Source organism: Embleya australiensis (genome assembly GCF_051903075.1).
In the GTDB taxonomy this organism is placed as follows: domain Bacteria; phylum Actinomycetota; class Actinomycetes; order Streptomycetales; family Streptomycetaceae; genus Embleya.
This window is the reverse complement of record NZ_CP182423.1, coordinates 445147-465481: the sequence shown is the minus strand read 5'-3', so window position 1 is coordinate 465481 and position 20335 is coordinate 445147. Positions and strand designations below refer to the sequence as shown.

General features: G+C 69.7%; 14 protein-coding genes and 3 pseudogenes. 10 read left to right on the top strand and 7 right to left on the bottom strand.

Features of this window, described 5'->3' with window-relative positions; translation table 11 throughout:
• Positions 1-73 precede the first annotated feature (73 nt).
• The 4 genes and pseudogenes from ACMXN5_RS32405 to ACMXN5_RS32390 all read left to right on the top strand — a co-directional run.
• Positions 74-1222, top strand: coding sequence for a tyrosine-type recombinase/integrase (locus tag ACMXN5_RS32405; protein WP_439678456.1), 1149 nt, complete (start codon positions 74-76; stop codon positions 1220-1222).
• On the top strand, positions 1219-1539 hold the full coding sequence (locus ACMXN5_RS32400) for a helix-turn-helix domain-containing protein (RefSeq protein WP_439678455.1): 321 nt from the start codon (positions 1219-1221) through the stop codon (positions 1537-1539). Before ACMXN5_RS32405 ends, ACMXN5_RS32400 begins: the two co-directional genes overlap by 4 nt.
• Positions 1536-3875, top strand: coding sequence for an XRE family transcriptional regulator (locus ACMXN5_RS32395; RefSeq protein WP_439678454.1), 2340 nt, complete (start codon positions 1536-1538; stop codon positions 3873-3875). Before ACMXN5_RS32400 ends, ACMXN5_RS32395 begins: the two co-directional genes overlap by 4 nt.
• 13 nt (positions 3876-3888) lie before the next feature.
• Positions 3889-4765, top strand: a pseudogene (locus tag ACMXN5_RS32390) (Tn3 family transposase); the annotation flags it as partial.
• Between the two features lie 55 nt (positions 4766-4820).
• On the opposite strand, the gene ACMXN5_RS32385 reads toward ACMXN5_RS32390, so the two are convergent.
• Together ACMXN5_RS32385 and ACMXN5_RS32380 are read right to left on the bottom strand one after the other, a co-directional pair.
• Complete coding sequence (locus tag ACMXN5_RS32385; protein ID WP_439678453.1) at positions 4821-5795, bottom strand: aldo/keto reductase; 975 nt, start codon at positions 5793-5795, stop codon at positions 4821-4823.
• 40 nt (positions 5796-5835) lie between these two features.
• Positions 5836-6447: an NADPH-dependent FMN reductase gene (locus ACMXN5_RS32380; RefSeq protein ID WP_439678452.1), complete on the bottom strand. Its 612-nt coding sequence runs from the start codon at positions 6445-6447 to the stop codon at positions 5836-5838.
• 130 nt (positions 6448-6577) lie between these two features.
• On the opposite strand from ACMXN5_RS32380, the gene ACMXN5_RS32375 reads away from it, so the two are divergent.
• From ACMXN5_RS32375 to ACMXN5_RS32365, 3 genes and pseudogenes are all read left to right on the top strand, one after another.
• On the top strand, positions 6578-7222 hold the full coding sequence (locus ACMXN5_RS32375) for a TetR/AcrR family transcriptional regulator (RefSeq protein WP_439678451.1): 645 nt from the start codon (positions 6578-6580) through the stop codon (positions 7220-7222).
• A gap of 337 nt (positions 7223-7559) precedes the next feature.
• The gene (locus tag ACMXN5_RS32370) at positions 7560-8417 is read left to right on the top strand and encodes a recombinase family protein (protein WP_439678450.1); all 858 of its coding nucleotides are present in this window, start codon (positions 7560-7562) and stop codon (positions 8415-8417) included.
• A 225-nt stretch (positions 8418-8642) separates the two neighbouring features.
• Positions 8643-9071 (top strand): annotated as a pseudogene (locus tag ACMXN5_RS32365) (hypothetical protein); the annotation flags it as partial.
• A gap of 393 nt (positions 9072-9464) precedes the next feature.
• Here ACMXN5_RS32365 and ACMXN5_RS32360 read toward each other — a convergent pair.
• Together ACMXN5_RS32360 and ACMXN5_RS32355 are read right to left on the bottom strand one after the other, a co-directional pair.
• On the bottom strand, positions 9465-12308 hold the full coding sequence (locus ACMXN5_RS32360) for a SpoIIE family protein phosphatase (RefSeq protein WP_439678449.1): 2844 nt from the start codon (positions 12306-12308) through the stop codon (positions 9465-9467).
• Between the two features lie 458 nt (positions 12309-12766).
• Positions 12767-12940, bottom strand: a pseudogene (locus ACMXN5_RS32355) (daunorubicin/doxorubicin resistance ABC transporter ATP-binding protein DrrA); the annotation flags it as partial.
• Between the two features lie 667 nt (positions 12941-13607).
• Here ACMXN5_RS32355 and ACMXN5_RS32350 point away from each other — a divergent pair.
• The gene (locus ACMXN5_RS32350) at positions 13608-14996 is read left to right on the top strand and encodes a glutamate decarboxylase (protein ID WP_439678448.1); all 1389 of its coding nucleotides are present in this window, start codon (positions 13608-13610) and stop codon (positions 14994-14996) included.
• Between the two features lie 159 nt (positions 14997-15155).
• Here the strand turns inward: ACMXN5_RS32350 and ACMXN5_RS32345 are convergent, their stop codons facing one another.
• Positions 15156-15440, bottom strand: coding sequence for a hypothetical protein (locus ACMXN5_RS32345; RefSeq protein WP_439681322.1), 285 nt, complete (start codon positions 15438-15440; stop codon positions 15156-15158).
• Between the two features lie 412 nt (positions 15441-15852).
• Here ACMXN5_RS32345 and ACMXN5_RS32340 point away from each other — a divergent pair, with 412 nt between their 5' ends.
• Positions 15853-16953, top strand: a complete 1101-nt coding sequence (locus ACMXN5_RS32340; RefSeq protein WP_439678447.1) for a PP2C family protein-serine/threonine phosphatase — start codon at positions 15853-15855, stop codon at positions 16951-16953.
• 431 nt (positions 16954-17384) lie between these two features.
• Here the strand turns inward: ACMXN5_RS32340 and ACMXN5_RS32335 are convergent, their stop codons facing one another.
• Complete coding sequence (locus tag ACMXN5_RS32335) at positions 17385-17714, bottom strand: hypothetical protein (RefSeq protein ID WP_439678446.1); 330 nt, start codon at positions 17712-17714, stop codon at positions 17385-17387.
• Positions 17715-18309: 595 nt separating this feature from the next.
• On the opposite strand from ACMXN5_RS32335, the gene ACMXN5_RS32330 reads away from it, so the two are divergent.
• Positions 18310-18630 (top strand): carboxymuconolactone decarboxylase, encoded by a 321-nt coding sequence (locus ACMXN5_RS32330; RefSeq protein WP_439678445.1) that lies wholly within the window; start codon positions 18310-18312, stop codon positions 18628-18630.
• A 375-nt stretch (positions 18631-19005) separates the two neighbouring features.
• On the opposite strand, the gene ACMXN5_RS32325 is transcribed toward ACMXN5_RS32330, so the two are convergent.
• Positions 19006-19821, bottom strand: coding sequence for an alpha/beta fold hydrolase (locus ACMXN5_RS32325; RefSeq protein ID WP_439678444.1), 816 nt, complete (start codon positions 19819-19821; stop codon positions 19006-19008).
• Positions 19822-20335 lie beyond the last annotated feature (514 nt).

Here is a 20335-nt window from a genome sequence, read left to right as displayed (position 1 = left end):
CATGCGCTGCGCGGCACCCCAAAGCCCCGGGCGAGCGTTTGCCTCCGGATGATCCAGCCACAACAATGTTGCGGTGGATGCAACGGGAGCGCGCGGGGCGATAGACGACCACCTGGCTGGTTCCGCACGTCTGGAACTCGTCGACGGGGTGGTTCATCTCGATCCCGCGAGTGCGCTGCTCGAGGCGATGCTGCTGGGATGGGTGCGACAACAGCGCGCTCGCTTCCTGAACGAGGAAGGGACGATCCGGCCGCGGGTGGCGATGGTGCGGCGCCTGGTGGAGTTCACCAACCAGTACCCGTGGCAGTGGCGGCCCTCCGACGCCGAGGCGTTCATCACCCACCTGCGATCGTCGAACCGCGCGAAGCCGATCGCGATGTCGACCGGGCGGAGCTACGAAACCACCCTGGCCCTGTTCATGGGGTTCATCACCGACGGGCGCTACGGCTGGGTGGCCGAGTGCCAGAACCGGTTCGGCCAGGTCCCGCAGCAGATCTTCCACGAGGACAACCGCGTCGCCCACGTCGCCGAGTACGAGGGCCGGCCGGGACGGCGCCCTCTCACCTACGACGAGGTCCAAGCCCTCTTCGACGCGGTGGACGGGCGGGCCGAGGCCACCAGGAGTCGGGGCCGCAAGGGCGCGCTGACCGCGATGCGCGACGCGGCGATGCTCAAGACTGTCTACGCGTTCGGCCTGCGTCGCAACGAGACCCGAATGCTGGACCTCGCCGATCTGCGACGCGCGCAGAAGCGACCCCAGTACGGTCAGTTCGGCGCGCTCTTCGTTCGCTACGGAAAGGCGTCGAAAGGCAGTCCTCCCAAGCGCCGCACCGTGCTGACGGTCCGTGAGTTCGACTGGATCGTGGACATCCTGGACGGCTGGGTCAGCGAGATCCGTCCGGCGTTCTCCCCGGGCAAACTCGCCGCGCTCTTCGTCACCGAGCGGTCCGGTCGCATGTCACTTCGCGGACTCAACAAGGCATTCGAGCAGGCCAGAGACCTCGCCGGACTTCCGCCGGAGCTGGATCTGCATGCCCTCAGGCACAGTTACGTGACTCACCTGGTGGAGTTCGACTATCCGGAGAAATTCGTGTCCTTGCAGGTCGGTCACGACTACGCGAGCACGACCGCGATCTACACCGGCGTCTCCGACGAGTACCGCAACCGCCTGATCCAGCGCGCGTTCACAGACCACCGCGCGGACCTCTGGGAGGACGCATGATCAAGAAGATGGGCATCGGCTGGAACCTGCGCAAGCTCATGGCCGAGCGCGACATGTTCCAGACCACGGACCTGGGCCCCCTCCTTGCCGAACGCGGAGTCCACTTGTCACGGGAGCAGGTCTTCCGACTGGTCACCCAGCCCCCGCAACGACTCTCGATGGACACCCTGGCCGCGCTCTGCGACATCCTGCACTGCACACCGAACGACCTCATCGACGTCCGGACCGTCAACGCCCAGATCGGCAAGGCCGTCGGCGACGACGCAGGCCAAGCGCCACGAGTGCGACGAACGACCATTCGCCGACCGGGCCAATGAAGACCCGGGACACACTCCGGGCCGAAGAACGCCGAGCCCGTCGCACCCGGGTCAGCGCGGCCACCTTGCCCGCGCTCACCCAGGAAGCGGTCGACGCCGCGTTGGAATCCGTCCGGGCTCACGGCGGCATCGGTCTGCGCGACCTCGACGAGCACCTGGTCGCACATCCCGACGCACTCACCTCCGGCGACGCTCGCTGCCCGGCCGTGATCGTGCGCCTCGCACGTCGCCTCGCCGGCAACAGCCATCCCTCCGTCGTCGTTCCGGCCTGTTCCGACTGCGGACGGGCCGGCGTCGGCCTCCCCCGTCGGGGCCCCGACGGGCGGGTCTGCCAGGCATGCAGCGCCCGCAGTCCGCAGAACAAGAAGCCCTGCGCGCGATGCGGTCGCATCGCCCGGATCGCCGCCCGCCGGGACGAGGGCGGGATCTGCCTGCCCTGCTACCGCACCGATCCGCAGGTCGTCGAGGAATGCGCGGGCTGCGGCCGCATTCGCATGCCTGTCACCCGACGTGCCGACGGCAGACCGCTCTGCGAGAACTGCTGGACCCCGCCCGCGCACATCTGCACCGCCTGCGGTCGCGTCGGTCGAGCCCAATCCCTTGGCCCGACCGGCGCCCTATGCCCGACTTGCTACCGCCGCCTGGCCCAGCCTCGTCGGACCTGCGGCAACTGCGGCAGGCACCAACAGATCGTCCGCAAAGCCACCGCCGACAGCCCCGACCTGTGCTGGAACTGCGCGACCCCACCCGCCGCACCGTGCTCGGTCTGCGACGAGGTTCGGCCCTGCACCAAGAACGCCGACGGCGAACTCCTCTGCCGCACCTGCCGACCCCGCGCGACGAGCCCGTGCTCCGATTGCGGGCGAACCCGACCGGTCCACGCCCACTGGCCGCGCGGGTCGGTATGCGGCGCCTGTTACATCCGCGTTCTGGATCATCCCGGCCGGTGCCATCGCTGCGGAAACCGTCAACCCCTGATCGGCCGCGACGACGAAGGGCAGATCTGCGGCCCATGCGCGGGACTTCCCGACATCTACATCTGCCCCACCTGCGGAAAGGGCGGGCGCCTCTACGCGGACGGCCGCTGCCCCCGCTGCCTCCTGCCCACTCGCCTGACCGAGCACCTGCGCGGCCCCGACGGGCACGTCTCCGCCCAACTCCAACCGCTGCGGGACGCACTGGCCGCTGCCGACGACGCCCGCGGCGTGCTGTGTTGGCTGCGGCGGAGCCCGAACGCCCGCCTTCTCGGCGAACTCGCCGCCACCGGACGACCGCTTAGCCACGATCTCCTCGATGAGCTCCCGCCGAGCCGCTACGAACATTACGTTCGGCAAACCCTCGTCCACACCGGCGTCCTGCCCGAGCGTCACGAGGAACTCGACCGCATCCCCGCCTGGCTGGACCGGCTGTTGGCCGACCGACCACCCCACCACGCCACACTCGTGCGCCCGTTCACCCACTGGTTCCTGCTCAAGCGAGCCCGCCGCCGGGCCGCCCAGCGCAAGCACCCCGCCACGGCCGCGTCCTTCCTTCGCACCCGCATCCGCGTTGCGCTGGACCTGCTGACCTGGCTCGACACGCACGAACTCGCCCTCGAAGAACTGACCCAGGACCATCTCGAACAGTGGCTGATGGCGGGCAACACCCGCCATTACACCGTTCGCTACTTCCTCGATTGGGCCGCGACCCGGGGCATCGCACGCCCACTGACGGTTCCCACCATCGCGCGCCGGCATCCGTCGAGGATCCTCGATGAGGACGAGAGGTGGACCCAGCTTCGTCGCTGCCTCAACGACATCGAACTACCGCTGGACGTCCGCGCTGCCGGGGCCTTGGTGCTGCTGTTCGGGCTGCCGACCTCCCGGATCCGACAACTGCACGTTGAACACCTTCGCGAGAAGGACGGGATGACCAGCCTCGACATCGGCTCACCGCCCCTGTTGATCCCGCCCAAGTTGGCCGCGCTCCTGCATCGGCTCGCTCGCAGCCCCGTCAGAGAATCCCGCTTCACCGGAGACGGTTCGGGCCCGCGATGGCTCTTCCCCGGCCTCCTCCCCGGCCGCCCGGCCGGTCCTTCAGGGTTCAGCCGCAAGCTCCTCGACCAGGGGATCGACGCCCGCCCGGCTCGAAACGCCGCACTCGTCGCCTTGGTTGAGCACATCCCGCCCGCAGTCCTCGCCGATCTCCTCGGGCTCCACATCACCACAGCGGTTCGGTGGGCCGAGATCGCCCGAAGAGACTGGACTCACTACCTCGCCGCACGAGACCTCGACCTCGACCGCATCGAAGCCGAACGAGACCGCCGGAGCCCGAGGAATACTGCCCCCTCCGAATAAGTGCGCTTCCCCAGTAAACGACCAGGTCTTTGGCATCGGGCAGATGGTGGTCCCGGGCACGCCCCGCGACTCCCTGCACATCCTGGACGCCCTGCTGAACCTCGACGGCGGGGTGAAGCCGGAGATGGTCGCCACCGACAACGCCTCGTATAGCGACATGGTGTTCGGCCTGTTCAAGATCCTGGGCTACAACTTCTCCCCGCGGTTCAAGGACCTGGACGACCAAAGGTTCTGGCGGGCGGAAATGGAGGGGATCGAGACCGGCGGCTACGGGCCACTGGCGGACCTGGCCCGCACCAACAAGGTGAACCTGAAGAAGGTGACCGCAGAGTGGGAGGAGATGCTGAAGGCGGCCGGCTCGCTGGTCACCAACCAGGTGTGGGCCTACGACTTGCTGCGGATGTTCGGCAACCACGGACGGCCCACGTCACTGGGGCAGGCGTTCGCCGAGTACGGGCGGATCGCCAAGACCCTGCACCTGCTCCAGGTCGTCGACCCGGTCGATGACACCTACCGGCGGCAGATGGGCAAACAGCTGTCTGTCCAGGAGTCCCGCCACACCCTCGCCCGGGACATCTGCCACGGCAAGCGGGGCACCATCCACCAGGCTTACCGGGACGGCATGGAGGACCAACTTGGGTCACTGGGGCTGGTGCTGAATGCCGTCGTGCTCTGGACCACGAAGTACATCGGCGCCGCGGTCGCCCAGCTGCGTGCCGAGGGCCACGAGATCAGCGATGAGGACGTCGCCCGCCTCTCCCCGCTGAAGTTTCAAGAACCTCAACGTCCTGGGCCGATACAGCTTCACCCTCTCCACCCCGCGCCAGGGCCTGCGTCCGCTGCGCGACCCGGACGCCCCCGAGCTCGACGACGAAAGCTACGACGAATGAAGCCGGGGGCGTCGGGGTCAGTCAGCTGCTCCGACGTCCGCCGGTCCCCATTCCGTCACCTCCTGGCACCTCGGTCCAGGCCGTTACTGGCTGCGCCGAACGCCCCGGGGTGGGCCTGCGCGAGGAAGTCGTTGGGGAAGCCGAGAGTGAAGTCGGCGGCAGCTTCCAGGCGCCGTACCTGTTCCTCGGACAGGGCTGCGTCGAGCGCGCCGAGGTTGTCGGCCAGCTGTTCGGCAGTGCCGGCACCCAGGATCGGATGCACAGTCGCGGAATGTGCCCGGGTCCAGGCGAGGGCCACCTGGGCGGGTGTGGCGCCGATCTCGTCGGCGACCTCGCGTACGGCAGCGACCACGGCGTGCTGCTGGGCGGTGAGGTCGGAGCGTCGGCCGGTCAGGATGCCGTGCGCCAGGGGACTCCATGCTGCGACGGTCATCTCGAACGACTCGGCCATGGGAAGCAGCTCGCGCTCGATGTCCCGTTTCAGCAGGTTGTAGGGCACTTGCAGGCCGGCGAAGGGAGTCCAGCCTCGCCAGTGCGCCAGCGTATTGGCCTGGGCGACGACCCACGCGGGGGCATCGGAGATCCCGACGTAGAGGATTTTTCCGGCGCGTACAGCGTCATCCAGCACCCGCATGGTCTCGTCGATGGGGGTGTGCCGGTCCCACAGGTGCACCCAGTAGATGTCGATGTAGTCGGTCCGCAGCCGCTTGAGGCTCTGTTCCAGCGACAGGGTGAGGCTCTTGCGGTGATTGCCTGCGGCGTTGGGGTCGGTGATGTCGCGCGAGAGCGTGTACTTGGTCGCCAGGGCGAAGCGGTCGCGGCGGCCGTGCAGCAGGTCGCCGAGGATGCTCTCGCTCTGTCCGTCCCGGTAGACGTTGGCGGTGTCGATCACGTTGCCGCCGGCGTCGTCGTAAAGGCCGACGATGCGGCGGGCCTCGGAGGGCGAGGCGCCGCCGTCTCCGAAGCCCATCGCACCCAGGAACAGTTCCGAGACACGGAGCCCGGTCCTGCCCAGCAGTCGGTACCGCATGGCTCTCCCTGATCTTCGCGGATGGTTCGGAGGCTTCTTGCTACGCGGGTGCTGCCTGCATGGTGGCCGTGCGCAGAGGCTTGAGCGCCCCGGACCAGGCGATGACCTCGTCCAGCAGCTCGTTCAGCGTCGGTTCCTGGTGGGGGCCCGGGGTGATGACGCCCGGCTCGGCCGCGTCGGTGATCTCGAAGTCGGTGAAGGCCGAGAGGGAGACCTGGGTGCGTACGTTGGCGACCTGAAGTTCGGTCATGGTCAGCCGCAGGTGCTCCACGGCGCGGGTGCCGCCGTGCACGCCGTGGCTGACGTACCCGGCCGCTTTGTTGTTCCACTCCGTGTACAGGAAGTCGATCGCGTTCTTCAGCGCACCGGGGATGGAGTGGTTGTACTCCGGGGTGACGAAGACGAACCCGTCGAACGAGCCGATGCTCTGTGCCCACCGGATGGTGTGGGGGTGGCGGTAGTCACCGAACAGGGCCGGAAGCGGCTCGTCCAGGACGGGAAGTGCGTAGTCCGCCAGGTCCACGGTCTCGAAGGCCGCCTCTCCCCGGGCAACGGCCGGGTGCCGGGCGGCGACCTGCGCGACCCATTCGGCCGTGACGGCTGTCCTGCGGGCCGGGCGGGTGCTGCCGACGATGATGGCGATCTTGAGCATGTGTCTCTCCTCGATTCGACGTGCAGGCGCAGCGGCGTCCCGCGGTGCTGTGTGTCTCGACACGAGGTAAAGTACAACGGTCATGGCATTTAGTAAAACGTCCACTGTAAACAATTCTGGAGGACCCAGCATGACCAGTCAGAACACCGCAGCCGGACGCCCCCGAGGCAGGTCGGCGGACAAGCGCCAGGCGATCCTTGGCGGCGCACTGACCGTCTTCGCCCGGGACGGCTACACCCGGGCCGGCGTCGACGCCATCGCCGCCGAGGCCGGGGTCTCCACGCGCACCATCTACAACCACTTCACGGACAAGGCCGAGCTCTTCCAGGCCACCATCCAGGAGAGTGCCGCCCTCGCCGCCGAAGTCCAGCTCGCCATCATCGACCGGCACCTGCGCAAGATCACCGACCTGGAGGCCGACCTCCTCGACTTCGGCCGGGACTTCGTCACCCCGATGACTGCCGCGCACTCGGCGCACTTCGCACTGGTGCGCCAAATCAATGCCGACGCCGGACACATCCCGCAGGCCGCCATCGACGTCTGGCAGGAAACCGGCCCCCTGCGGGTCCGCCGCGAACTCGCCGCACACCTGCGCCAATGGTCGGACCAGGGGCTGCTCCGCACCGCCGACCCCGAACGGGCAGCCGTCCACCTCATGCTGCTGATCTCGGCCGCGGACCCCTCCCGTCCGGGTTCCGGGGCACCCACGCAGGAGGACATCGACGAGGGGATCGCCGCCGGCATCCATGTCTTCCTCAACGGCTACCGGCACTGAGCCCTCGGGTCTACTCTCAGCCGGCTCCAGCAAGAGCCGGCGAAAAGCGGCCCTGCGCACCGGGTCACGCGGCCAGGACTGCGAAGACGCGATGCTCTCACAAACGGACGGGGGGTCCTTTGCCCGAGCAAGACCAAGAAGGCTCGCGCGGAGATCACGAAGCGCCGGTTCGGTTCGCAGAACTCGTTCTCACTCAAAAGTGGGTTCGGGGTACTTCTGAGAATCGTTTGTGACAACATCCCGGGGGCATGACGGTCCCTCAAGAGGCTTCCCAGAGCGACGCCGACGACGTCGAGCGCCACCCCTGCCCCCGCTGCAAGGCCGACCCCGGCTCGCCGTGCCGCTTGCGCTCGCGCCGGACACCCCAACCGCCGACACCCGCATCGGGTACGCCCGCTGTTCGACGCTCACCCAGGAACTCCAGTCGCAGCTCGACGCGCTGGCCAAGCACGGCATCGAGCGCGACAAGGTGTTCTCCGAGAAGATCAGCACCCGCGTGCGCGTGCGCCCGCAGTTCGAGGCCGCGCTCGCGCTGGCCCGCCAGATCAAGGCCCACGCCCCGCACTGCCGGGTCATCTTCACCGTCTACGAGATGAAGCGCCTCGGCCGCGACGCCGCCGAACTCACCGCACTCGCCGACCATCTCACCGCCCACGACCTTGTCCTGGAGATGCTCGCCGGACCACTGCCCGGGATGTACGACCCGAGCGGGCCTGGTCGCCTGCTGTTCGCGTTCTTCGCGGCGATGGCGGAGACCGAGCGGGAGAACATCCGCGAGTCGACCCTCGAAGGACTCGACGCGGCGGCCCGCAAGGGCAAGCACGGCGGCCGCCCGCCCGTCATCACCGACGACATGCTGCACACCGTGCTCCGGCGCCGGGCGAACGGCGAGTCGGTCGAGCAGATCCAACCCGACCTGATCATTCCCACCGGCAAGCGCAAAGGTCTGGCCCCCAGCGTCGCCGGCGTCTACCGGGCGCTCGCCGAGCACGAGAAGCAGGAGGCGTACCCCGAAGCCGTCGCACAGGCGCACGCCGACTTCGCCGACCTCCAGGACGTCGACGACATCCCCCGCCCCGGCCGAGTCCGTATCCGTCGCCCAGGCGACCCGCTCACAGCCGAAGAAGCCGATCTCCGCCGGCGACTCCAGACCCAGCCTCACCCGAACTCGGAGACCGCCACTCAGGAACCATGATCGTTCTCAGCGCCAACCGCTGTACCGATGTTCCCCAAGCCCGGTCTACGAACTCGTCGGCGACACGCTCACCATCTGGGCAGGGGCGAAGGGCAGTCCGGCGTATTTCCGGGGCACTTTCAACGCCGACGACACGGTGATGACCGGTGACTGGGTCTACCCCGGCGGAGGCGGATACACGTCGACCATGACCAGGGTCTGAGCCCGGAGGCTACCCGGGGTCGTATGCGGCGGCGGGCGCCGCGGACCACCACCGCCGGCCATGCTCCTTCGTGGGAGACGGACGGTGCGCTTGTCAGCGCCGTCACCGACATTTGGCTCGGCCCGTGCGGGCCGATTCCGGGCGCGAACGGCACGCAGGGGTTCCGACGCCGCCGCGCCGGTCACCGCCCGCGGGGCGTGCCGGTGCACGTCTGTGGCCGATCGGTGCCGACAGTCACGCGTCGAATCCGTATCGCCCGACGTGGGGTGAACGTTTCCGCGTGGCCGGCGCCGGGACCTTGGACGAAGGTCCCGGGCCGCCACCCTCGGCTGAACACGGGGTCGGTCCTGGCCGATGGAAGGCCCGTGGCCGTGTTGCGCGAACACGACCGGGACGCCGCGATGGTCGTGCTCGGCTCGCGCCGCCTGTCCACGGCCAGGGAAATGCCGACCACCGGCGGGATCGCGGTCCCGATCACCGCGCACGCGACCTGTCCGGTGGTCGTGGTTCGAGAGCCCGAGTACACGAAGCGGCGGCTGCACCCGGCCGCGCTGGAACCCGCGCCCGACCCGCCGAGCCTGGTCGAGCTGCGCGCGGCGGTGAAGTCGGCTGGAACTCGAGGTCAAAGCCGTGTTGAAGGACGACTTGCACATCGAGCAGGAACCGAGTCGCCGGTTTCCGCTCTGGGGCGCCCACGGCCTGTGACACGACGCAGCCGGCCCACCCGAACCAGGGAGGTGACAACGCGAATGAACCCCGGCCCCGCCCCCGGTGACGCACCGCGAACCGCCCGCCCGGTGTCGGCGGGGCCGGCATCGACCGTGGCCGGGCGAGGTGTCGGCCGTTCACGCGTCGAGTGCCTGTTCGGTCCAGATGCACTTGCCGGTGAGGGTGTAGCGCGTTCCCCATCGTTGGGCCATGGCGGCGACGAGTTGGAGGCCGCGTCCACCCTCGTCCGTCGCGCGGGCGTGTCGGATATGGGGTGTGGTCAGACTGCCGTCGGTGACCTCGCAGATGAGGGTGCGGCTGCGCAACAGGCGCAGCTGGATCGGACCCGTCGCATGGCGGATGACGTTGCCGACGAGTTCGCTGACGATGAGTTCGGTGGCCATTTCCAGTTCCTCGCCCAAATGCCAGATCCCGAACTGCTCGTGGACGTGGTGCCGGGCTTGGCCCGCGGCCGTGGGGTCTTCGGGGAGGGCCCACGTGGCGATGTCACCCGGCGAAAGGGAACGGGTGCGGGCGACGAGGAGGGCGGTGTCGTCGGTGGTGCGGCGGTGCGCCGGCAACAGGGCCGTGGTGACGGCGTCGCACAGCCGGTCGGGTTCCTGGGCCGGCCCGTCACGGTCGGCGAGAGCGGCGGCGACGGTCTCGGTGAGGTGACGCAGGCCCTTGTCGATGTGGAGACCCGGGGTCTCCACGAGACCGTCGGTGTAGAGGACGACGAAGCTGCCGTCGGGCAGGGACACGTCGTGGACGCCGAAGGGCGGGGCGGCGATCCCGAGTGGCGGGTCGGGATCGAACGTCAGCAGGGACGCGGTGCCGTCGCGGCGGGCGACCACGGGCGGGAGATGGCCGGCGTTGGCATACGTGAGGATCTGGGTGGTCGGGTCATAGACGCCGTACAGGCAGGTGACGAAGGACTCCTCTCCGAGTTCGCCGACGATGTCGCCGAGTCGGGTGAGGACGTCGTCCGGAGGCAGTTCGAGGTCGGAGAGCGTGCGCACGGCGGTGCGCAGGCGGCCCATGGTGGCGGCCTCGGGCATGCCGTGGCCCATGACGTCGCCGATGACCAGAGCCACCCGGTCGCCGGACAGCGGAATGACGTCGTACCAGTCGCCGCCGATGTCCGCACCGTGTCCGGCGGGCAGATATCGGGCGGCGGCGGTGATCGCGGGGAGCTGCGGCAGGGCCCGGGGAAGGAGGGCATTCTGGAGGTCACGGGCGCGAGTCGTGGCCACGTCGTACTGGCGGGCCCGCTCGAGCGTGTGGGCGAGTTGGCCGCCGAACACGGTCAGCAGACTCCGTTCGTCCCCGGTGAGATGTCGCGGCTGGTCGAAGGAGACGACGACCACACCGATCTCACGGCCCGAGACGATCAACGGAACGAAGACCCACGCCTGCTTCCCTTCGGTGACCGGACAGTCCACCAGCCCGGGATGGCCGGCGATGAGGTCGTCGGGTGACTCGATGAACTTCGGTGCGCGGGTGCGCAGAACCTCTCCCAGAGGTGTGGCGGCGACGACGGGCATGCCGTGGAGGCGATCGAGGACCGCCGGCGGATAGCCGACGGAGCCGACCAGGTCCAGCCGCTCGTTCCCCAGGGCCAGGATGACCAGTCCGGTCGCGTGGAGGGGAGGAAGAACGCTCTCGGCCACCGCGGCGGTCACGTCCCGGGTGGTGGTCGCCTCGGCGAGTGCTCGGGTCAGTCGGGTCAGCACGGCGGCGCGCTCGGCGGCGGCGCGTTCCGCGGCGGCGCGCTCCGCTTCGCGCAGGCGTCTTTCGGTGACATCCGTGATGTAGAGGGTGAGTCCGTCGGCAAGGGGGACCAGTCGCAGGTGGTACCAGCGATCGGTGCCCGGCCACGGCACCTCGAACCCGTCGGAAACCCCCGTGGCGACGGCTCGGCGGGACCGCTCCTCCAGCAGGGGCACCTTCCGCACGACGGAGACGCCCCACAACGACCGCCCCACCAGGTCGCGCGGCCGGCCGAACAGACGCTCGGCGGCCACGTTGACGAATCCGATCCGCCCGTCGCGGTCCACGGACAGGAAACCGTCACTCATGTGTGCCAGGGCACGCCCCACCGATTCCAGCGCGGCATGGGTCTCCGTGGTGTACGACATGGTGCCGACCAGCCGGGTCGGCTCGCTGCCCCGGTGCGAGACCGCCCGGCCGCGGAAGCGCACCCAGGCATACGTCCCGTCCGAGCGGCGGACCCGGTACTCGCTGTCCGCCCGGCCACGGGTCCTGAGCGCCTGTTCGACGTCTCCCACCACCCACGGGAGGTCATCGGGATGGACGTAGTCGTCGAAGGTCGAGAGCCGCCCGTCGAACGTCTCCCGCTCGATGCCGACGGCGTCGAGCAACCGCTCGTCGAGGACGACCTCGTTCGCCTGCACATCGAATTCGAACTCGAATTCGGTGGAGGTCACATCGGGGCCCTGTCCGGGAGCGCGCTCCGGTGGCGTCCCCAGCAGCGTGCGGGAGACGGTGTCCGGCGTGGGCGGGGCCAGGCGCAGCCGTTCCGCCGCCCACCGGCCCACCTCCCGGAGAAACGTTCGTTGCCCGACGGAGAGTGCGTCGGTCACCGGTAGCAGCACCGACAGGACGCCGAGCGGTCCGTCCGGTCCGGGCAGCGGTACGGCCGCCATCGCGGAGCGCGCCGAGACGTCCGCGGCGGGCGACGGGTGAGGCGGGTCCGAGGGGTTGCGTTCGGGACGGTGCGCGGTGGACGCGAACGCGAACTCGCCGGTCCGGAAGGCGCGCGCCGGAGCCACCGAATCGGTGACGCGGATGTCCTCCCAGTTGCGGGTGACGGCTCGGGGCAGTCCGCTGCTCGCGATCAGGTGCAAGCCCCGAGAGGCGCTTGCGCTCAGGTGTCCCATGGCGCCGAATCCACCGAGCGCCGCGGTCGCGTGCTGCGCCGCGGCGGTCAATACGTCGGTGTCCGTCGCTTGGTCGTCCAAAGCCGCGAGCAGGCACAATCTGTCGGTTCGCGCCGTCCCCGTCCCGCTTCCCGGGCCCGAGGGGCTGCCAAGACCCGCGGTCGGGCCGGCCTTTCCGTCGGATCCGTGTTGCACGGCTCGGCTCCCTAACCACCTGATATGCGTGATTCCCAGAAGGAAAATATCACATTAGTGTCTATTTATTGATTTTATAGGTGGTTATCCGTATTGCCGCTTGGCTGAAACCTCCCACAGGAAAGACGGGCGGGGTCGGATGCGCGATCGGGCGCCGGCGCCGCAGGCCGAGTACGAGGGCGCGTACCGCGTCGGCGTTGCGTGAGACCGGTTGGTGCTTCGCGAAGGCCTGCGGCCGGCCGGGCATGGTTCGCACCGGGACGAACGACGACGACGCGAACACCAGGGGAGCGAGCACGGGGGAAGGCCGCGGCCTGGGCGGTCTCCGGATCGCCGACCGCACGCGGGTCGGGCACCAGCGCCGCGGCGACGTCCAGGCGCCTGCGCGCGCCGCCGGAGTACGTTCGAGCGGGGCGGTCACCGGCCTTCGCGAGGTCGAACCGTTCCACGAGCTTTGTCGCTCGGGCCCGGATACACGAGCGCCGGACGTGGGTGAGGCGCCCGATCAGGCGCAGGTTCACCGGCCAGAGCGTGACCGTGGACGGCGGCCTGACCTGACGCCGGCGAACAACCGCGCTGTCACAGCACCCGCACGAAGAGGCTTCTCGACCGAAGGGGGCCACGTCACAGGAAACGGCCGATATCCGATCGACGCATCGACGTCCGGCGCACGTGTTCGGCAAGGCGGTCGGCCTTCGCGGCGACCGCGATCTCGGCTCGGTCCGGTCCTCGGTCCGCCGGAATCGACCACCGCACCGCCTGTCACGTCGCTCCTCGAATGCGGGGACTGCCAGTACGGCAGCAGTCGCCCCGACGGGGGTGCGCCGGTCCACCGGCGGCGAAGTCCGCGGGCGCGACTCTTGACGATCCAGCACGAGCCGGGATTCGCAGATGGCGGTGCCGTCGCCGGGCGGGGGCCGGGTGAGCCGGGTGGTGAACGGTCCCGCGCCACCACAGAGGCCCCGGGGGCGGCTCCGTCTCCCGCTTCAGTGGTCGAGCCCGAACTCCTGCCCCTGTTTCGCGGGGCCGAGCGCCCATGACGTGGCGTCGACGGGCACGTCGACGTCGGGTCGGCGTAGGTCGCGCCCGCGTCGCACCGCCGGATGGCCCACGCCCGCATGCCGCCCACCGAACCTGTCCGTAGTGTCCGATGCGGACCGATGGACCGACACGCGAGGTGCCCTGATGGCTCTGCACAACGCTCAAGAACCGGCGGCCGATCCGGCCGTCGACATTTTCGCATCACCGCTGAGTGAACAACCCCTGTCCAAAAGGTCCATGCCCGACCTGCCCTCACCGCCCCCCGTCGTCTTCCAGCTGCTGCGCAACGAGTTGCTGCTGGACGGCAACGCCGCGCAGAACCTGGCCACCTTCTGCACCACCTGGGCGGACGACGAGGTCCACCGGCTGATGGACCTGTGCCTGGACAAGAACATCGTCGACAAGGACGAGTATCCGCAGACCGCGGAGATTGAATCGCGCTGCGTGAACATCCTGGCCGACCTGTGGCACGCACCCGGCGGCGCCGGGGAGGCCAACGCGGTCGGCTGCTCCACCACCGGCTCCAGCGAGGCCGCGATGCTCTGCGGTCTCGCCCTGAAGTGGCGCTGGCGCAATCGCCGGCAGGCCGCCGGCCAGTCCACCGACCGACCCAACCTGGTCTGCGGACCGGTGCAGGTCTGTTGGGAGAAGTTCGCCCGGTACTTCGACGTGGAGCTGCGCCAGGTGCCGGTGGAGTCCGGGGCGACCGGCCTCCAGGCGCACCAGCTGCGCGAGTACGTCGACGAGAACACCATCGGCGTCGTCGCGATCCTCGGCGTGACCTACACCTGCACCTACGAGCCGGTCGCGGAGATCGCCGCCGAGCTCGACCGCATGCAGGCCGAGACCGGCGTCGACGTCCCGCTGCACGTCGACGCCGCCTCGGGCGGGTTCATCGCGCCGTTCCTCCACCGCGACCTGGTCTGGGACTTCCGCCTGCCGCGGGTCGCCTCGATCAACGCCTCGGGCCACAAGTACGGCATGGCCCCGCTCGGCGTCGGCTGGGCGCTGTGGCGGGACCAGGACGCCCTGCCGGACGACCTGGTGTTTCACGTCGACTATCTCGGCGGCGACATGCCGACCCTCGCGCTGAACTTCTCCCGCCCCGGCGGACAGGTCGTCAGCCAGTACTTCATGTTCCTGCGGCTCGGCCGCGAGGGGTACCGCCGGGTCTACCAGGCCTGCGCCGACACCGCCCGGCACCTCGCCCGGCAGGTCGCCGAGATGGGTCCCTTCACCCTGCTCTACGACGGCGTCGGTGCCCTGCCCGCCGTATCCTGGACGCTCACCGACCCGGACTCGACCGGCTGGAGCCTGTACGACCTGTCCGACCTGCTGCGGATGCGCGGCTGGCAGGTGCCCTCCTACCCACTGCCACCGGACCGCCAGGAGACGGTCATCCAGCGCGTCCTGGTCCGCCACGGCGTCGACCACGACCAGATCGAACTCCTGGCCGACGACATGCGCCGATCGATCAAACACCTCCACGAGGGCCGCCCGCACGACGCGGACCGCGTGGCTTTCCACCACTGACGGCCTCGGCCGACGGGGCGACGGCCACCGCCCTGCACCCCACGCGCACGCACTCCTCCCGCGCGCCGACTCCACCGCCGGCAGGGCCGGGGGCCGCGTCCGGGCGGAAGCCGAAGTCGCAGCGCCGTTCGTGTCTTTCGGCGACGGCGCGTCATGGCACTAACTCGTTGTCGACGAGCGGAGTCGGTCGTTCAGATGGCTGTCGAGGACTCGTTTGCACTCGGCGATCAGCCGGGGGTCGTCCTGCGAATCGGTGAGGAAGGCCAGTTTGAGCACGCTGTCCGCGCATTCCAGGGCCACTCGGAGGACGATCTCCAGGTCGGTGTCGTCCCGGATCCCGGTCAGGGTTGCGGTCAGTTCGCGCAGCCGTCGGGCGACCGCGGTGTTGTTGTCCAGGGCCGGACCGAGGGTGTGGTCGCGGCCCACCGCGCCGAAGTCGACCACGCCGAAGCCGGTCCGCGCGTAGTAGTTCTGCCGACGGGTCAGTGAGTCGTGCGCGGGCCAGTCCGCGAGGTCGGCCACCCGACGGGGTCGTGCCTTCCGCCGCCGCCCTGGGTGATGAAGTCGAAGATGGCGGGTGTGCCGTCGGGGTAGTGCTCGGGCAGTCCTTCAGCGCGTTGGCTATGCCCTGTTCGGCGCGATTACGTTCGGGCCGCCCGCGTCGCAACTCTCGCCGCGACCGGTGTTCGACGGTCTTCGCCGACCCGAACGGGCGACGAGACGCGGCCGGCCCGCCCATGCGGTCGTTTCGGACGCCTCGAAGGGTCAAGCTGTATGTATGCGGTCGTTCCAACGCTCGGCTCCCGGATCGGGAGTCGGCGGTCGCAGCCGGGTCCTCACCACACTCGCACGGTGTGTGCCGTTCGCCATCGCACTCCTGGTGGTGGGGATCGAGTTCTCGCCCGCGCACTTTCTGTACACCGGGCCCCTGCTGACCGCGACGCCGGCGCTGGCCGCGGTCACGATGGGTCCCAGGGGGACGATCTCGGCGGCGGCCGTCGCTCTGGCCGTGAGCGTGAGCACTGCCACCTACAACCAGGCGTGGGGCAGCCAACAGGTCTACACGAATTTCCTGGCCATTCTCCTGGTCTCCGCGGCCAGTGTCATGACCAGTCGTTTCATGCGTACGCGCAGACGGAACGAACTCGAGCGGATTCGCCGGATCGCCGAGGCGGCGCAGAGAGTCCTGCTCCGGCCGGTGCCCGCGCGCCTGGGGCCCCTGCGGACCGCCAGCATGTACCTCGCGGCGGAAAGCGGCGCGCAGATCGGCGGTGACCTGTACGAGGCCGTGCAGACGCGATACGGGGTCCGGATGATCATCGGAGATGTCCGCGGCAAGGGGCTGCCCGCCGTGCGCTCGGCCGCAGTGGTATTGGGCGCGTTCCGCGAGGCCGTGCACTACGAGGACGACCTGGTGGAGGTCGTGGCCCACTGCGCGGCCGCGCTGCGACGCGAACGCGCCATGCCGTGGGCGATCGATCGGGACGACGACGAGGAGGAGCAGGCGGAGTCGTTCGTCACCGTGCTCGTGGCGCAGGTACCCGACAGGGCCGTGGTCGAGATGGTCAACTGCGGCCATCCGCCACCGCTGGTGCTGCGCCGGGGCACGGTGCACGCTCTGACGCCCCCCTCGCCACTTCCGCCCCTCGGCTTGGAGGAGCTGATCACCAGTCCTTTGGGCGAGGCGGAGAGCTATGTGTTCCTCCCCGGCGACCGTCTACTGCTGCACACCGACGGCGTTCTCGAGGCACGCAACCGCGACGACGACTTCTTCGCCCTACCCGAGGCAATGGAAGCGGTGCCAATATGCGCCCCGTCGGAGTTCCTCGAAGAACTGCACCGGGGATTGCTCCGCCACACCCAGGGCCGCCTGGTCGACGATGTGGCCATGATCGTCGCGGAACGGCTCGACGGGGAAGCCGACATCCCCTCGGCGCCGCCTGCCGCTCCGGAATGACGTCGCCGTCGTGTCGATCCGGTGCGGAATCACCGGCGACGAACTCCCACGGGGGCCGGTCCGGTGATCGGCGCGCCGATGCCGCAGCCACGCCCGGGATCCGTGGCACCGTCCGACGCTGTCAGCGCCCCAGCCTGCCGGCGAGCCTGCTCACGGAACGTGATGCGGGACTCTACGGCCGTCCGACCCGTATGTGATGCGGAGCCCCACAGCCGCTGCCGTCCGACCCGTTCCCCGGCTTCGCGGCAGGACACCCCCTCCATCCGCAACATCTGCGGTTGCCCGGCACCGCCGTCGCGCCGGAACCGCTCCACCATCACGTGCACGGCCCGCAGCCGCGCTCGGGGCGGGCCTTCGGTGCATTCCACGATGCCGTTGGCCATTGGGGCGAGGCCGTCTGCCGGCATGCCTTGTCGGGTGCCCCGACGCTGTCAGGAGTACCAGGAGGCTTCCGTCGGTCGTGATCGTCGGGGCACCTCCCGGGCGGGCATCGCCTTGCGTTCGCCGTCCACAAGCAGAGTGCTCACCGGGTCGCCGCCGCGGGCGCCCGGGAGCCTCACTTCGACCTCGATGTCGCGAGGCGGGTCGGTGGGCAGGGTCGCGGTCATGACGTGCGTCCGGGCGCGGTGGCCGTGGACGCGGACGGCGGCGACCTCCTTCCCGTCCACGAGGAGTTCCAGTTCCCGCGTCCGGCCCATCCGAAGGCCCACGGTGATCGAGAAGCCGGCGTGCTCGCAGTGAAAGTGATGGTCGCGGCTCATGATCGCCCTCCGGAATCGCCGGGCTGAAAAGGTCCCCCCTCCATCGTGGCACCGAGCGGTCGCCGCGCCGCGTACGGCTTTCGAAGTGATGCCGACTCGGTGTCGTCCCGCTTCGCATCAGTCGTCGGCCGGCGCGTCGGATTCCTGGTCGATGAGGAGATGGATCGCGCACAGGGCGTGCAGTTCCAGGCCACCGAACCGTCAGGGTCCGGGACGCCGTCCCGGAGGCCGTCCCAGATCCTGTGTCGGCCGTCCGCGTGGACTGCCGTCCTCGCCGCAGGTGTCCTGGTCTTCGCCCGGCGTCGACGATCCCATGGGGTCCAGGACGCGGAATCGACGATCCCGGCGCGTTCCGCCATATCGCCGCCGGGGCGGTCACGCGGCACGCGATCGGGTACCGGCAGCGGTGGTGTCCGTTCTCGTATGTGTCCCGCCGTCGGGACATCGCGTGCCTGCTCGGCGTCTCCGGCCGAGGTGCCCTCGGGAGCAGGCGGTTCTAGGCTCGAAGAGAGGTGAGAAGCCCGACACGTGTCGGCTCTCCCAGGCGGGCGTGCGGCACACCTCGGGTATGAGAAATCAGCCGAGGAGGCTCGTCATGACCACTGCGCACGACACACCCGTCCTGGACACCCTGGCCGCCATGACCCTTGATTCGATGGAGCGATGCGGTCTGACACCGGAGGCCCTCATCCTCACCCGCATAGCCGCCCTCGTCGCGATGGACGCCCCTCCGCTGTCCTACGTGGCCCATTTCGAGGCCGGCGCTGCGACCGACCTGCGGCCGGAGCAGGTCCAGGACGTCCTCGTGGCAATCGCACCTGTGGTCGGCACGGCCCGAGTGATGGCGGCGGCCGGTCACATCGCCGAGGCTCTCGGGATCGAGATCACCGCCTCGGCCCACGAGTCCGACGCCTGAACCGCGGTCGCACGCTTCGGGTGGCCGACGCGCCGTCCCGCCCCCGGCCGACTCCTGGAAGCCGCCGCCTTGACCGGACACACGGCGCTGCGGATCTCCGGGGCGGCCGAAGCCGTCCGACTCCGGGAATGCTCCGGCATCCGGGCTCGTCTGCGGTGATCGCGCGAAGACGGTCGGCGGCCGGTCTGTTCTCCGACGTCGGCCCGGCTCCTGTGGCGGCAAGGCGGGCCGACGTCCTTGCCCGCTCTCACCGGACCGCGCCCCGACCTGGGCCCACCGCGACGTGTCGGCGAATGTGTGCGTGACGACGGCCCGTACACCGATCGGCCGGCCTCGAAGAAGGAGTGAGGGACTGCGGTACGTGCCGCCTCGGCGTCAGGTGCCGTGCGGGTCGGGGAGGAAGAAGGCCGTGAGTGCCGGGGCGATCGTGGTGGGGGAGTTCTCCGGGCCGAAGTGGTCGAGCTTGGGGTACAGGACCAGTTCGCAGACGGGGAGGACGTCCTTGAGGCGGACGGTGGTGCGGCCGGCGCCGGTGTTCCGGACGCCCTTGCCGGCCATCAGCAGCGTGGGCGTGCCGATTGCGGCGTATTTGGCGTAGTCGCCGTCGCGGCGCGAGGATTCCCGGTGCTCGCGGATCGTGCCGCGCAGAAGGGCGTACTTCCGCAGCCGTTCCGGCTTCTTGATGGCGAGCGGGATGATCAGGCGCAGCAGCCACCGCGGGGCCTTGCCGCTGCTCTCGGGGTTGATGCCCTGGACGAACGCGAGGAACGCCTCGGCGGGGTTGCCCGCATCGAGGTGGCGGAGGCACTCGTCGGCCCAGCCGAACGGGACCGAGCCGTCGACGCAGACGCCGGGCTCGTACAGCGCCATCCGCTCGAACGCCGAGCCGGCCAGCGCGGCTTCCAGGGTGAGGAATGCGCCGAAGCTCTGCGCGACGACGAACCGGGCGCCGGTCGCCGCGCGCACGGCCTCGATGTCAGCGGCCTCCGCGTCAGAGCCGTAGGCGTCGCCTTGCGGCCCACTGGTGCCGCGTCCGCGCCGCTCCATGGTGTGTACCGTGAACCGCTCGGCGAGCGCGGCCGCTAGAGCGTCGTAGTCGGCGGCGACGGCCAGCGCGCCGGGCACGATCAACAGCGCCGGGCCCGTGCCCACGGTGCGGTATCCGATGACGGTGCCGTCCGCGGAACACACGGACCCCACGGATACCTTCCGCACCAAATCCGTAGCCGCCATCGTGTCTCCTCCGTCGAACCGATTCCTGTTCCAGCCGCAGGGAAAACCTAGACCGGCCAGGCACCGCTTCCTCCGGACACCTCCCGCCACAAAGGGAAGCCGAAGCGTCAACCGATCCGATGGGTCCGTTGGCGGCGGCAGACGCCGGTGCCGAGTGCGGCGGCGAGCGGGGTGACGACCCCGGGGGTTCTTCGGCGGTGACGAGGAACCCGACACGCCTGCACCGCGTCCGCCTTGACCTCGCCGTACATGTGCCGGGCCCGTTCCCGCAGCACACGTCCCTCATCGGTCCGGTGGAGCTGTCGTCGTGGCCCGATCCCGCCGACGACACGCCGGACGGTGTACGGGCGGTGCCCGCAGTGCCCGCAGTGCCCGCGGTGGACGTACGCGACGCGGTACCGGGCCCGCGCACGGTCCGCTACGCGAGCCCGTCGTCGTCCGAGGCCCCCGCCCGTCGTCGGCACGGTCACGA

Coding starts and splice junctions, on each gene's coding strand:
- ACMXN5_RS32330 (WP_439678445.1), top strand. CDS start 18,310: ATGACCACTGCGCACGACACACCCGTCCTGGACACCCTGGCCGCCATG.
- ACMXN5_RS32375 (WP_439678451.1), top strand. CDS start 6,578: ATGACCAGTCAGAACACCGCAGCCGGACGCCCCCGAGGCAGGTCGGCG.
- ACMXN5_RS32335 (WP_439678446.1), bottom strand. CDS start 17,714: ATGAGCCGCGACCATCACTTTCACTGCGAGCACGCCGGCTTCTCGATC.
- ACMXN5_RS32400 (WP_439678455.1), top strand. CDS start 1,219: ATGATCAAGAAGATGGGCATCGGCTGGAACCTGCGCAAGCTCATGGCC.
- ACMXN5_RS32385 (WP_439678453.1), bottom strand. CDS start 5,795: ATGCGGTACCGACTGCTGGGCAGGACCGGGCTCCGTGTCTCGGAACTG.
- ACMXN5_RS32380 (WP_439678452.1), bottom strand. CDS start 6,447: ATGCTCAAGATCGCCATCATCGTCGGCAGCACCCGCCCGGCCCGCAGG.
- ACMXN5_RS32395 (WP_439678454.1), top strand. CDS start 1,536: ATGAAGACCCGGGACACACTCCGGGCCGAAGAACGCCGAGCCCGTCGC.
- ACMXN5_RS32350 (WP_439678448.1), top strand. CDS start 13,608: ATGGCTCTGCACAACGCTCAAGAACCGGCGGCCGATCCGGCCGTCGAC.